Origin of the sequence: Amycolatopsis keratiniphila subsp. keratiniphila (genome assembly GCF_001620365.2) — a bacterium.
GTDB classification, from domain to species: Bacteria; Actinomycetota; Actinomycetes; order Mycobacteriales; family Pseudonocardiaceae; genus Amycolatopsis; species Amycolatopsis keratiniphila.
On sequence record NZ_LQMT02000005.1, the window covers coordinates 411,650 to 426,711 of the forward strand.

Here is a 15,062-nt window from a genome sequence, read left to right on the forward strand (position 1 = left end):
GTCTCTTTCTCGATTGTGCGCTCGGTCGGATATTTTCCATCAGCCGGTGATTCGGCTACGTCAGACGTTAACGGCGACGCGGGGAACCGGACAATGATCTTGAACGACGACCTTGATCGAGGTTGTTCGAAAACCGGGTCAACGCACCAGATCCCGGTCGGCGAGTGCCTGCACGCGGTCGAGGTCGGCGTCGATCTCCGCGGGAGGTGCCGCGTCCGGCAGCAGTTCCTCGATGTCGTGCAACGGCCGGTACCGCAGGCCGAGCACGCCCCACACCACCAGTACGGCACCGGAGACCACCATCAGCGCGGCGAAACCGCCGAGCAGGCCGGCGAGCGGTCCCGCGGTCAGGAACCCGAGCGGTTGCATGGCGGTCGCCAGCATGACGTTGATCGCGAGCACCCGGCCCTGCAGATGCTGGCCGACCTTCGTCTGGATGATCGACAGCCAGTGCGCGTTGCCGATGCTCATGCACGCCAGCCGTACGAACAGGCCGATCGCGACCACGAGCACCGAAGGCCACGCACCCATGAGCGCCACCCCGAGCCCGGAGCCGATGACGAACGCGATCATGCCGGTGGCCCGGCGCGCGGTGCCGCCCCAGGTGATCACGACGAGCGCGCCGACCGCCGCACCGATCCCGCCGACCGCGCTGACCACACCCAGTTCTCCCGTGGAGCCGATCGACAGGACCAGCGGGGTGAGCCCCACCCACATCACGGCGGTGAAGTAGTTGACCACCGCGAAATAGCCGATCATCACCAGCAGCGGTCTGCGGCGCAGCACGAACTTCCAGCCGCCGGTGACCGCCCGCGTGAACGGTTCGACCCGGGTGAAGGACATCCGGTCCGGGAACCGCACCAGCACCAGGGTGGTCACGCCGATCGCGAACGTGGCGACGTCGACCACGACGACCCCGGTCAGCCCGGACAGTCCCATGAGGACACCGCCGAGCACGGGTCCGAGTACGGTGCCGAGCCCGGCGCCCATGTCGGCGAGCGCGTTGGCCTGCGGCAGATACGGCTTCGGCACCAGCTGGGCGATCGCCGCCAGGTACGCGGGCCGGTGGAACGCCGACGCCACCGACATGACCCCGACTATCAGGCACACCGCCAGGAGATCCAGTTGTCCCAAGGCGACCAGCACGGCGAGCACGGCCATCGCCGCGCCGCTCGTCAGGTCACAGCACAGCATGATCCGCCTGCGGTCCACCCGGTCGGCGAGCGCGCCGCCGACCGGCGTCAGCAGCATGCTCGGCACGCGGGCGAGCAACACGACCAGCGCGAGGTCGATGACGCGCCCGCTGAGCTGGTACGCCCACACGCCGAGCGCGAACGCGCTCAGTTCGTTGCCGATCATCGACACGGCCTGGCCACCCGCCACGGTGTAGAACGCGCGCAGCCCGCGCCGGGTCGCGGCCGCGGCGACCGGGACGTCGTCCACTTCCGGCGGCAGATCACCGGCGGCCCAGCGGGACAGCCGTTCCCGCAGCAGTGCGGCGACCTCGGCGGCCTGGTGGCGAAGGAAGTAGTGCCCGGCCTTGGGCAGCACGGACAGTTCGACGCGGTCGGCGAACACGCCCCACTCCCGGTACCGCTCCTGGTACAGCTCGGTCGCCGGGTCGCTCGACCCGGCCACGCACAGGATCGGCGCCGCGAGCCGGGGCCGTTGCCCGGCGTCCGGGTCGAGCGCGCGGCCGAACCAGGCCTGCGCCTGCCCGGCGTCGTGCCGCAGCGCGTGCAGCATCGCCGCACTCGCGGCCTCGTCCATGTCGTCCAGCAGTCCGCCGGTGGCCCGCAGGGTGTCCCGGTAGAGCCGGTCCGCCACCCAGCGTTCGCGCGGGAACCGGCGCTGCAGCCAGGCCGAAAGCCTCCCCGGCAGGCGTGCGGCGGGGAAGCTGCCGGCGACGATCACCCCGGCGACGGCGCGGCCGTCGGCTTCGAGCCGGGCGGCGAGCGCGGTGGCCACCGCCGAGCCGACGCAGTGCCCGTACACCGCGACCGGACCCGTGACGGTCCGGCCGATCTCCTCGGCCAGCAGGTCCACGACCTCGTCGACGGTGCGGAACGCCTCGTCGGGCCGCGCCACGTCGTGGCCGGGCAGTTCGACGGCGAGCAGGTCGATCTCCGGTGCGGCGGCGGCGAGTTCGGTGGCCAAAGGCTGGAACACCGCGGCCGAGCCGCCGCCATAGGGCACGCAGACGAGCGTCAGGTCCGGCGTGCCCGTCCGGGTGGGGGAGAGCCGGTGCAGCAGGCGCCCGTCGTCGGTCTCCCGTCCGGCGTCGAGATGGGCGGCCAGTTCGCGGACGGTCGGGTGCAGGAACAGGTCGATGACCCGGAGCCGCTCGTCGATCAGCCGGACCGCGCGGACCGCGGTGAACGAATGGCCGCCGAGCGCGAAGAAATCGTCGTCGGCGCGGACCTCGGACACGTCGAGCACCTGCGCCCACACCTGTGCGACACGGTGCTCCGTCGGCGTTTCCGGCGCACGCGAACCCGTCACCGGCGCGGGAAGGGGCGCGGTGACCGGGCGGTACCCGGCACGGGCCGGACCGACCGCGGCGACCGGTTGGTCCACATCGGACAGCAACCCGGCCAGAAGTGCCTGGAAATCGGCGACGATCCCTTCGGCGGTGCCGACGTCGAACAGGTCGGCCCGGTAGGCGAGGCCGCCGAGATAGGTGTCACCGTCGTTGACCAGCACCAGGCTGAGGTCGAACTTCACCTGCTCGCCCGCGTCTCGGACGGCCGTCACCTCGACACCCGGGATGACGGGCGGTGTCGCGGGCTGGTCGAGGACGTTCAGCAACACCTGGAAGATCGGCGTCGCGCCAACGGATCGCTCCGGCCGCAGCCGCTCGATGATCCGTTCGAGCGGTGTCTCGGCGTGCGCGAACGCGCCGAGCACGGTCTCGCGGGACCGGCCGAGCAACTCCCGCACGGTCGGGTCGCCGCCGAGATCCGTGCGCAGCACGAGCGTGTTCACGAAACAGCCCACCGTCGACTCGACGTCCGGGTGATGCCGTCCGGACTCCGGCACGCCGACCGCGACGTCGTCGGTGCCGGCACGGCGGCCGAGCAGTTCCTGCCAGCAGGCAAGCAACACCATGAACGGTGTCACGCCGGTCTCGGCCGCGACCTGGCGCACGCGTGCGGTGAGCGCGGCGGGGAGGGCGAACCGGACGTGCCCGCCGGACCATTCGGCCACCAGCGGACGGGGCCGGTCGGTCGGCAACGTGAGCAGCGGCGGCAGCCCGGAAAGGCGGTCGCACCACCAGTCCAGGTCCTCGTCGCGCGCACGGGCGGCCAGCCAGGCGGCGTAATCCGCGTACTGGACGGGCAGGGTCGCGTCCGGTGCCGATCCCGCGAGCCTGGCGGCGTACGCGTCGGCGAGGTCCGTCCCGATGACGCCGCGCGACCAGTTGTCGGTCGCGATGTGGTGCACGGTGAGTGCGAGGACGTGCTCCTCGCCGTCGATCCGGAACAGCGAGGCCCGCAGCGGCGGCTCCCGGTCGAGCGCGAACGGCCGGGCCAGTTCCGCCCGGTACGCCGCGTCCACTTCGTCGGCGGCAATGTCCACAATGGACACCGGAACGCGGTCGGCGGGAACCGGTACGGCCATCGGGGTGCCGTCCCGCTCCTCGATGACGGTGCGCAGGACGGTGTGCCGGGCGGCGACGTCCCGCACCGCGAGCGCCATCGCCGCCGCGTCCAGCGGCCCACGCAGCCGCAGCACGAGATCGGCGTGATAAGCCGAACCGGGGCCGAGCAGTTCGAGGAACCACAGCCGCGCCTGCGCGGACGACAGCGGAGCGGGCGCTTCGGGGTCCGGCCGCACGGGGACGGGCGCGCCGCCGGAAACGCCGTCCGGATCGGCGGTCAGCACGGCGGCGAGGTCGGCCAGCACCGGATGCTCGAACACCGTGCGCACGGCGACGTCGCGGCGCAGCACCTCGCCGAGGCGCCCCGCGACACGCGCCGCGGCGAAGGAATGCCCGCCCGCGGCGAAGAAATCGTCGTCGGCGGAGAGACCGTCGACCCCGAGCACGTCGCCCCAGATCCGCGCCACGAGCCGTTCGGCCGGGGTCGCCACCGGCCGCCGGGCGGCGGGTGCACGCTCGGCCGCGTCGGGCAGTGCCGCCCGGTCGATCTTGCCGTTCGGGTTGAGCGGCAAGCGATCCAGGACCGTCAGCGAGGCGGGCACCAGGTAGTCCGGCAGGCGTTCCCGAAGCGTCCGGCGCACGGCCGTCACATCGAGCCCGGGCCCGACCAGCCAACCGGCCAGGCGCCGGTCGATGCCGGAGCCGACCGGCAGCACCACAGCCTCGGCGACACCGTCGATGTCGCGGAGGGCGGCGGTGACCTCGCCCAGTTCCACCCGGTGGCCGCGCACCTTCACCTGGTCGTCGGCCCGGCCGAGGAACTGCACGGTGCCGTCGGCACGGACCCGCAACAGATCGCCGCTGCGGAAGCAGCGCACGCCGGTGCCCAGCGGGTCGGGCACGAACCGGGCCGCGGTCTGCGTGTCGTCGCCGAGATAGCCGCGGGTGATCTGCGGCCCGCCGATCACCAGTTCGCCGGTCATACCGTCGGGCACGACCGCGCCGCGCGCGTCGGCGAGATGACCGACGACCCCGGGCAGCGGCGTGCCGAGCGGGACGTATCCGGTGCGCTCGTGCGGCGGGACGGTCGCCACGTCGCACGTCATCGAGATCATCGTGCTCTCGGTGTGCCCGTAGTGGCTCTGCACCCGCAGGCCGGGACGGGCCGCCTCGACACGCTCGACGAGCGACCACGGGCACGCCTCACCGGCGAGGATCAGCAGCCGATCCGGCAGCACGGCGGCCAGATCCCCGTGCCGGGCAAGGAGTTCCAGGTGACTGGGCACGCATTTGAGCACGTCGACCGGGTGCTCGGCCAGGTATCCGGCGAAGGATTCCGGGTCCATTGCGGTGTCCCGCTCGACCAGGTGGACCGTGCCGCCGGTGGTCAGCGCGCCGTACACGCAGGTGAGGCCGAAGTCGGCCGCCGGGGTGGAGACGACCGCGAACGACGCGCCCGCCACATCGCCGAGCCGGGGCAGCATGCCCGACAGGTAGTGCGCGACGTTGCGGTGCTCGACCGCGACCCCCTTCGGCGCGCCGGTCGAACCCGACGTGAAGATCACGTGGATCAGGTCGTGCCCCGCGACCGGGACGTCCGGCCGGGTCCCGGGCTGACCCTCGACCGCGTCGTCGACGGTCAGGACGGTGACCCCGGGAACGGTGGCGGCGAGGCCGGGTTCCGCGAGCAGGATCCGCGCGCCCGCGGTGGCGAGGATGGTCGCCACCCGCGCCTGGGGATAGGTGGTGTCCATCGGCAGGTACGCGCCGCCGGATTTCATGATGCCCAGCACCGCGCACGCCACGTCCGTGCCCTGCTCGAGCAGCAGCCCGACCGGCTCGTCGGCGCGCACGCCGAGCGCCCGCAGCCGGTGCGCGATCCGGTTGGCCCGGTCGTCGAGCTGCCGGTAGGTGAGCGAGCCGGTCGCGCCGACGACGGCGATCCGGTCCGGGAAGCGGTCGGCGGCCGCCTCGATCAGGGTGTGCACGGGGCGGAGTCCGGTCGGCTCCGGTGCGGGCCCCGCCAGCGCGGGGGAGGTGACGACCTCGACGGGTACCTCGGCCACCGGCCGGTCGAGGTCCGCGGTGATCCCGTCGACGAGCGTGACGAACCAGCGGGCGATCCGTTCCGCGGTACCCCGGTCGAACAGGTCGGTGCGGTAGGCGAGTCCGCCCGAATAGCCCTCGCCGGACCGGGAGAGCGCGAGGCTCAGGTCGAACTTGACGCCGCGCACCGGTGGTTCGGTGACCCGGGTGGTCAGTCCGGGGAGTTCGGGCGCCCGCGACGGTTCGTCGAGCACGTTGAGCATGACCTGGAAGATCGGCGACGCGTCGAGCCCGCGGCGGGGCGCGACCCGCTCCACGATCCGCTCGAACGCCACGCCCGTATGCGCGAACGCGTCGAGCACCGTTTCCCGGGCGGCGACGAGCAGTTCGCGGCCGGTGGCCGCCCCGGCGAGGTCGGTGCGCAGCACCAGCGTGTCGACGAAGCAGCCGACGACCCGTTCGGCGTCCGGGTGACGCCGCCCGGACTCGGGCACCCCCACCGGCACGTCGGTCGTCCCGGCCAGCCTGCCGAGCAGCGTCTGCCAGCACGCGAGGAACACCATGAACGGGGTGGCGCCGGTGGTGCGGCCGATCTCCCGCAGCCGCGCGGTGAGCGCGGCGGGCACCTCGATGGCGACCTCGGCGCCCTCGTCCCCGGCCACGGCCGGCCGGGGCCGGTCGGTCGGCAGCTCCAGCACCGGGGGCAGCCCGGCGAGCCGCTCGTGCCACCAGTCCAGGTCGGCCTCGGCGGTGTCCGGGCCGGAACCGTTCCACGCCACCAGATCCGCGTACTGGAGTGCCGGTGGCGGCGGTACGTCGCGGGCGCCGAGGCGGGCCGCGTAGCAGGCGGCGAGGTCGTCGAGCACGACCGCCGCCGACGGGGCGTCCATCGCGATGTGGTGGAACGTCAACGCCAGCACACGCCGGCCGGCGGTGACACGGAACAACACCGCCCGCATCGGCGGCAGGTCACCGAGCGCGAAGGGACGGATGGCCTCGGCGGCCACGGCGGCGTCCAGCTCCTCCGCGGTCACGTCCACAGTGGACACCGGGACGCCGGGACCCGCGCATCGCATCGGCTCGCCGTCGATTTCCCGGTACACGCCGCGGAGCACGTCGTGGCGGTCGGCGACGTCACGGACCGCGGCGAGGAGCGCGGTCTCGTCGGCCGGTCCGGTCAGTTCGAGCACGAGCGGCAGGTTGTAGGCATGGCCGCCGGGTTCGAAACGGGCCAGGAACCACAATCTGGCCTGCGCGGACGACAGCGGCACCGGCGATCCGTCGCGAGGGAGCCGGGGGATGGCAGGCTCCGCGGCGGGCCCGCCACCACGCAACGCGGCGGCGGCGCGGCCGGCGAGCAGTTCGCGCATACGTCGCTGCGCGGGAGTGATCAGTGAATCGGTCATGCCGTGCTCCCCGCCGGGACATCGATGGTGCCTTCGTCCGCCAGGGCGGTCATCGCGATCCGTTCCAGTTCCGTCGCGAAGTCCCGCAGCACCGGCCGGTCGAACAGGCACCGCACCGGGACGGGGAAACCGAGTGCCTCGCCGAGACGGCCGACGACCTTGGTCGCGGCGAGCGAATGTCCGCCGAGGCCGAAGAAGTCGTCCAGCGCGCCGACCCGTTCCCGGCCGAGCGCCTCGGCCCAGATCACCGCGACGAGTTCCTCGACCGCGGATTCCGGCTCGCTGTCCGGCTGCGCCGCCGCCGGAGCGGGCAGCGCGGCGCGGTCCACCTTTCCGGTCGCGGTGGCGGGGAACGCGTCGAGCGGTACCCAGCGGTGAGGCACCGCGTAGTCGGGCAACCGGCCGCGCAGCACGGCCGCCACCGCGTCCGTGTCTACAGTGGACGGCGTGAGGTAGCCGACGAGATGCGGTTCGCCTTCCCCGGTACGCACCACGACCACCGCGTCGGTCACTCCGGCGATGGTGCGCAGCACGTGCTCCACCTCGCCGAGTTCGACCCGGTTGCCGCGGATCTTCACCTGGTGGTCGGCGCGGCCGTGGAACTCCAGCGTGCCGTCGGCGCGCCAACGGACCAGGTCGCCGGTGCGGTAGGAACGGGCCCTGTGCAACGGATCGGTGCCGAAGGCGGCCGCGGTCTGCCCCGGGCGGTCCCGGTAGCCCGGTGTCACACCCGCGCCGCCGATGGACAACTCACCGACCGCGCCGGGAAGCGCGGTCTGGCCGAACGGGTCGACCACCGTGAGCAGGGTGCCGCCGAGCGGTCCGCCGATCGGTATCGGCCGGTCGGCCGCCAGATCGGTGATGGTCACCAGGTGGGTGGTCGCGGTGATGGTGGTCTCCGTGGGGCCGTAGCAGTTGCGCAGGCTCGCGACCCGGGCGGTGACCTGCCGCGCCAGCGCGACGTCGAGGGCTTCACCGCCGGAGAGCACGTGCAGCCCCGGCAGATCGGGAAGTCCGGCGGCGACGAGCATCCGCAAGGTGGTCGGTGTCGGGTTGAACCGGGTCGCGCCGGTCGAGACGAGCCGCCGGACCAGCGCGTGCCCGTCGACGGCAGTGTCCCGGTCGGCGATCGCGCAGTGCGCGCCCGCGGTCAGCGTCGTCCAGATCTCGCCGGTGGCCGTGTCGAACGCGAGCGGTGCGACCGCGAGCCACGTGTCGGACGGCCGGACGCCGGTGACTTCGCGGAAGGCGTGGACCAGCGCGGCGAGGTTCCGGTGCGTGACCGCGACGCCCTTCGGCCTGCCCGTCGAACCGGAGGTGTACAGGACGTAGGCGAGGTCGTCCTGGCCCGGCTCCCGCAGCGGGAGGGTGTTCGTGACGGGAGCGTCGAGATCCACGACGGTCAGGTGCGGCAGCGCGGCGCGGGCCGCGTCCAGCGCTTGGCCGCGGGCGGCGACGACGCGGATCCCGGCGTCGGCGGCGAGCGCCGCGATCCGGTCCGCGGGCCGGCCGGGGTCCAGCGGGAGATACGCGCCACCCGCCCGCCATACCGCGAGCAGCCCGGCGGGCAGGTATTCGTCGCGGGGCAGACATACGCCGACCACGTCACCGGTGGCGACACCCGCGGCGAGCAGACCGCGGGCGCCCTGTGCCGACCAGGTGGCCAGGTCCGCATAGGACAGCCGGCCGGTGGGCGATGACGTCGCCATCGCGCCGTGCCGCTGGGCGAGCACGTCGGTGACCACGGTCCGGGTGGCGGGCAACGGTTTCCCGGTTCCCCAGGCGCGCAGCGCGGCACGTTCAGCGTCGTTCAGGATGTCCAGTGTGGACAGTTCGGTGCCGGGATCGGCGGTGAGCCGCTCCAGGAGGGTGCCGTACCAGCGGGCCCAGCGTTCGACCGTGCCCCGCTCGAACAGGCCGGTGCGGAACACGAGCCTGCCCGTGTACCCGTCACCGGTTTCAGCGAGGTCCAGGTTCAGGTCGTAGAGCGCGGTGGCGACCGGTTGCGGCAGCACCGTCACGGCCAGGTCGCCGAGGGTCGCGGCCGCCTGCTCGTCGAGGACGTTCATCATCACCTGGCACACCGGGGTGCTCGCCGGATCCCGCTCCGGCGCGAGCCGCCGCACGACCTCGTCGAAGGGCACGTCGGCGTGCGCGAACGCGTCGAGCACCGCGTCGCGGGTGCTGGCCACGAGGTCGCGGCCCGAGCGGACGTCGGATCCCAGATCGGCACGGACGGCGACGGTGTCGACGAAGAAGCCGACCATTTCCGCCAGTTCGGCGGTGCGGCGGCCACTGTGCGGCACGGCGACGGCGAGGTCCCGCACCCCGGCCAGCTGGGCGAGCAGCAGTTGCCACGCCGCGAGCAGGACCGTGAACGGGGTGGTCCCGGCCGCGCTCGCCAGAGCCCGGACCCGTTCCGTGACGTCCGCGGGCAGCCGGACCGGGACCTCGTCGGCCGTCCGGTCCGCGACGGCGGGGCGGGGCCGGTCGGCGGGCAACCGCAACGCGGGCAGATCCGCGAGCCGTCGCTCCCACCAGTCGAGCCCGGCCGCGCGGTCCTGCTCGCGTTCCCGTGCGGCGTGGTCGGCGTACTGGACCGAGGGTGGCGGGCCGTCGGGTTCCGTGCGGTACCAGGTGTCCATTTCGGACAGCAGGATCCGCTGGGAGGTCGCGTCGGTGGCGATGTGGTGGCAGGTGAGGGCCAGCACGTGGTGCTCCGGTGCGAGCCGGAACAGGACCACGCGCAGCGGCGGAGCGGCGTCCAGGGCGAACGGCCGCCGGATCTCCGCCGTCACCGCCGCGGCCAGGTCGGGTTCACGGACGTCCACTGTGGACATCGGAACGGCGTCGACCGGACCGAGGAGTGCGACCGGCTCCCCGTCGATCTCGGTGAACCGGCTGCGCAGCACGTGATGACGCGCCGCGAGCGTGCGGACCGCACGGAACAGCCGCGGCCCGTCCACTTCGCCCAGGATCCGCAGCACGGTGGGGGAGTTGTAGGCGGCGCTGTCCGGGTCGAGCTTCGCCGCGAACCACAGCATGCGTTGCGACGGCGACAGCGGAGCGGGTGCGGCCGGATCTTCGCGGGCGACGAGCGGGCGGCCGGCTTCCTCGTCGATCTGTGCGGTGAAGTCGGCGAGCACCGGGTGGTCGAACAACGTGCGGACGGTGATCCGGCGTCCCAGCCCGGCGTGCAGGAGACCGACCACCCGGGTCGCCGCCAGCGACCGGCCGCCGAGGGCGAAGAAGTCGCTGTCCGGGCCGATTTCCCCGTCGAATTCGAGGCATTCCCGCCACACCCGCGCGACCGCCGCCTCGGCCTCCGACAGCGGCGCGACCGTGGCCGGACGGGCTACGGACACCGGCGGTAGCGCGCGCCGGTCGAGCTTTCCGTTGGGCAGCAAGGGGAGTGCGTCCAAGGTGCACCACGAACTCGGCACCATGTAGGCGGGCAGCAGCCACCGCAGCCGTCGCTCGACGGCCGCCGCGTCGACGGTCGCAGGAGTGAGGTAGCCGATCACGTGCGCGTCCACGCCGTCCGCGGCCACCGTCACGGCCGCGTCGTCCACATCGGACAGTCCACGCAGGACGGACTCGATCTCGCCCGGCTCGAACCGGTTGCCGCGCACCTTCACCTGGTCGTCGGCGCGGCCGAGGAACTCCAGTGTCGCGTCGGGGCGCCACCGGACCAGGTCGCCGGTGCGGTAACAGCGTTCGCCCGGCCGCACCGGGTCGGCGACGAACGCGGACCTGGTCAGCTCGGGCCGCGCCCGATAGCCGCTCGCCACGCCGGTGCCACCGATCCACAGCTCACCGATCGCACCGGGCGGCGCGAGCCTGCCCGCCTCGTCCATCACGTACAGCCGGGCGCCCGGCGTCGGCGAACCGATCGGGACCCGGTCGCGGTCGTGCTCGGTGACCCGGTGCGCGGTCGCCGCGACCGTGGTCTCCGTCGGGCCGTAGCCGTTCCACAGCTCGCCGACCAGCGGCCTGGCCCGCTCAGCGAGATCCGGGTCGAGCACCTCGCCGCCGAGCAGCAGCCGCAGCGCGGGGTCGCCGGTCCAGCCCGCGGCGAGCAGCATCCGCAGGCTCGTGGGGGTCAGATCGACGACCGTGACACCGCTCTCGGTGATCCTTCGCGCGAGTTCGTGGCCGTCGACGGCGGTGTCGCGGTCGGCGACGACACAGCGCGCGCCGGTGGTGAGCGGCCACCACAGTTCCTCGGCGGACACGTCGAAGGCGAGTGGCGCGACCGCGAGCATCGCGTCGTCCCGCGTCATACCCGGGAGGAGCCCCCGGGAACGGATGAACGCGTGCAGGTTCGCGTGGCTGATCTCGACGCCCTTGGGCCGCCCGGTCGATCCCGAGGTGTACAGCACGTAGGCGAGCGCGTCGCCGTCCGGCAGCACCGGTTCGAAGGGGGCCCCGTCGGCCCGGTCGGCACTGACCACGTGCAAGCCCGGCACGGCGTCGGCGACCTCCGCCGCCATCGGCTCGGCGCCGCCACGGGTGAGCACGACACGCAGTCCCGCCTCGTCGGCGAGCTGGGCCAGCCTGGCGACGGGTTGCCCGGTGTCGAGCGGCAGATACCCCGCACCCGCCCGCCACACGGCGAGCAGCGCGGCGGGCAGGAACTCGTCGCGCGGCAGGCACACCCCGACCGTGTCACCCGCCGTCACCCCGGACGTGGCGAGCACGCGCGCGATCCGGTCCGCGTGCCCCACCAGTTCCGCGTACGTCAGCTGCCCGCCCTCCGCCGACACCGCCACCGCGTCCGGTGTCCGCGACGCGGCGCGCCACACCGCGTCCGGCACGCCACTCACGTCGTCGGCGAGCAATGCGGGGCCGGTGCCCCACCTCGTCAGCTCGGCGAGTTCGCCGTCCGAGGCCACTGTCAGCTCGGAGAGCGCGGTGTCCGGTGTGGACACCGCTATGTGCAGAAAACGCAGCAGGGAACGGGAGAACCAGCGGGCGCGGTCGGGCGCGAGCCACGACGGGTCGTGCTCGACGATCAGCTCGGTGCCGTCGGCATGGGTGTTCACGAACACCGTCAGCGGGTTGTGGCTGCCACCGGTCGGCAGCTCGCCGAGCAGGTCGAGCCGCGTGTCCGGACCGTGGACCGACAGCGGGAGACCGTCCGGCTGCACCGCGATCGACACGGGTGTGAGTGGTACCCCGGCAGGCCGGTCGCCGCCCCACAGCCCGGCGAGTTCACCGCTGGGCAGCCCACGATGGTCGATGGCGCGCGCCGCCGTGGTCATGGCCGTGCGCAGCAGATCGCGGAACGACGTGCCCGGGTCGAGCCGCAACCGCACCGGCAGGACGTCGACCAGCGGCCCGACGGTGTGTTCGAGCTCGGGCCGGTCCCGGTGCGCGGCCGCCATCCCCAGCAGCACGTCCTGGCCCCGCACCAGTTCGCCGACCAGCAGTCCCAGTGCCGACAGGTACACCGCGAACGGCGTTACCCCGGTCGATTCGGCCAGTGCCCGCAACGCCGTTCCCAGCGACTCGGGCAACGGCGTGCTGATCCGTTCCCCGTCGAAGCGCCGCCGGCCGTGTGCGGTGCGGTCGAACAGGGCGTCCGGCGGGGTCGCGCCCGCCAGCTGTTCCGACCAGTATGCCGCCAGCCGGTCCCGTTCACCGGGCACCTGCGCGAGCGCGCGTTCCCGCGATGCCACCGCGCCTACCTGCGCGAAGGAAGCCGTGGGTGCGCCGGCGAGCTCCGCCATGAGCACGCCGATGGACGCACCGTCGGTGGCGATGTGGTCGGACACGACGACCAGATCGGCCACGTCGTCGGCGAGGCGGAGCAGCGTGAGCCGCAGGAGTGGCGTGTCGACGGTGAGGTCGAAAGCGTGCCGGGCGGCGGCCGCGGACAGTTCCCCGGCCCGGCGGTCCGCGTCGGCAAGTCCGCGCAGGTCGTGTACGTCCATGGGAACCCGCACGGGCGGGCCCACCACCATGACCGGTTCGCCGTCGTGGTCGCCGATCGTGCCGCGCAGCACCTCGTGCCGTGCGACGATCCCGTCCGCGGCGGCCTGCAGCGCGGGCACCGAAACCCGGCCGCGCAGCCGAAGCCGCCAGGCGACGGTCGTCGCGGTGCCGGTCGAGCCGAGCTGGGCGAGCGTCCACAGATCCCGCTGCGTGCCGGTCAAGGGAAAAGTCTCTGGGTTCTCCTCCAGCGGCAAGGAAGGCGCCGCGGCCGGGGCGTCCGCGAGCCGCCGCGCGACCGCCGCCACCGTGCCGTCGGAGAGGAATTCGGCCAGCGTCACCACCCGGCCGGTGTCTTCCCGCAGTCGCGCGACCGCGCGCGCCGCGGCCAGTGAATGCCCGCCCGACTCGGAAAACCGGTCGTGCGCACCGATCCCCGGCAGCCCGAACGCGTCCGCGACCGCCTCGGCGACCAGCCGCTCCGCCTCGGTGCCCGGCGCGACGTACTCGGTGTCCTCTCGGTCGAACACCCACGCCGCCAGCGCGGTCCGGTCCGCCTTCCCGGTGGTGCCGAGCGGGATCGCGTCGAGTACGGCGATCCGTGACGGCACCAGATGCGCGGGAAGCCGCGATCGCAGCCACCGCAACAGTTCCGGCTCGGACACCGGGTCACCGGCCGGTTCGGCGAACCCGACGAGCCTGCGTTCCCCGTGTTCGTCGGCTGGCGCGAGCACCACCGCGTTGCCGACGGCCGGGTGGGCGAGGAGCGCCGCCTGGACCTGTCCCGGTTCGATGCGGAAACCCCGCACCTTCACCTGATCGTCGGCGCGGCCGACGAAGTGGTGCACGCCCTCGCGGCATCGCACCAGGTCACCGGTGCGGTAGTGCCGGACACCGCCGGAGTCGACCACGAACTTCTCGGCGGTCAGCTCCGGCTGCCCCAGATATCCCCGGGTCACGAGCGTCCCGCTGACCCACAGCTCCCCGACCTCGTCGTCGCCGAGCACGCGACCGTCGGCGTCCCGCACCGAGAACGTGGCGCCGGGCAGCGGGGTGCCGATCGGCGGGTCGTCCGGTTCGTCCCGGCCGACCTCGTGGCACGAGCAGTTCACCGTCGCCTCGGTCGGGCCGTAGCAGTTCACGATCCGCCGCAGACCCTCGTTGGCGTAGAGGCGGTCGACGAGCGACCGGTGCAGTGCCTCGCCCGCGATCGCGACGGTCCGCACCGAACGCGGCAGCGGGGTGCGCGCCAGCACCGCCAGTACGGACGGCACACCCTGCACGAACGTCACCTCGTCCCGCGCGGCCAGCCCGGGCAGCGCGAGCAGGTTCTCGGCGAGCACCAGGCTCCCGCCGGTCACCAGGGGCGGGAAGATCTCGGCGACGGACGCGTCGAAGCACACCGACGCGGCGCCGAGCACGCCCCGCAGCTCGTCGTCGGTGTAGGTCGCCGCCGCCCACGCCAGCAACGCGAGCACGTTGCGATGCTCGACCTGGACACCTTTCGGCCTGCCGGTGGAGCCGGACGTGTAGATCACGTACGCGAGATCCGTGCCGGAACCCGGGACGGCGGGGGCGGTCGTGGGCGCGGAAGCGATGTCCTCGACGGCCAGCACCGGCACGTCGGCGCCCGCGAGCGCGGCCGGATCCGGTTCGTCCGCCACCACCAGCGACAGCCCGGAGTCCGCGACGACCGACGCGCCGTGCGCCGGGGGAGCGGCCGGGTCCAGCGGGACGTACGCGCAGCCCGCCTTCAGGATCCCCAGCAGGGTGGGTACCAGCCACCGGCCGCGGCGCAGGCAGACGCCGACGAGGTCACCGCGGGCCACCCCACGACGGAGCAGTGTGTGCGCGACGGTGTTCGCGATCTCGTCCAGCCGGGCGTAGCTCAGCCGCTCGTCACCCGCGACGAGCGCACAGCGGTGGGGTGTCCTTTTCGCCTGCTCCTCGAACGCCTCGTGTACCCGCAACCGCTGAATCCCCTCGTGACCCGGCCGGAGTTCGCCGACCTCGGCAGATTGAACTTCCGGGACGGCGTCCGGACCAGGAAACCCGACCGGAAACTGCGCGGACGG

The 15,062-nt window shown here is 73.3% G+C and carries 2 protein-coding genes; both read right to left on the minus strand.

Translation table 11 applies throughout. From position 1 onward, the window contains the following. Positions 1 to 138 precede the first annotated feature (138 nt). The gene (locus tag AVR91_RS03965; protein ID WP_063270894.1) at positions 139 to 7,053 is read right to left on the minus strand and encodes a non-ribosomal peptide synthetase/MFS transporter; all 6,915 of its coding nucleotides are present in this window, start codon (positions 7,051 to 7,053) and stop codon (positions 139 to 141) included. Continuing rightward, positions 7,050 to 14,957 (minus strand): non-ribosomal peptide synthetase, encoded by a 7,908-nt coding sequence (locus AVR91_RS03970; RefSeq protein ID WP_063270893.1) that lies wholly within the window; start codon positions 14,955 to 14,957, stop codon positions 7,050 to 7,052. Before AVR91_RS03970 ends, AVR91_RS03965 begins: the two co-directional genes overlap by 4 nt. Between the last annotated feature and the right edge of the window lie 105 nt (positions 14,958 to 15,062).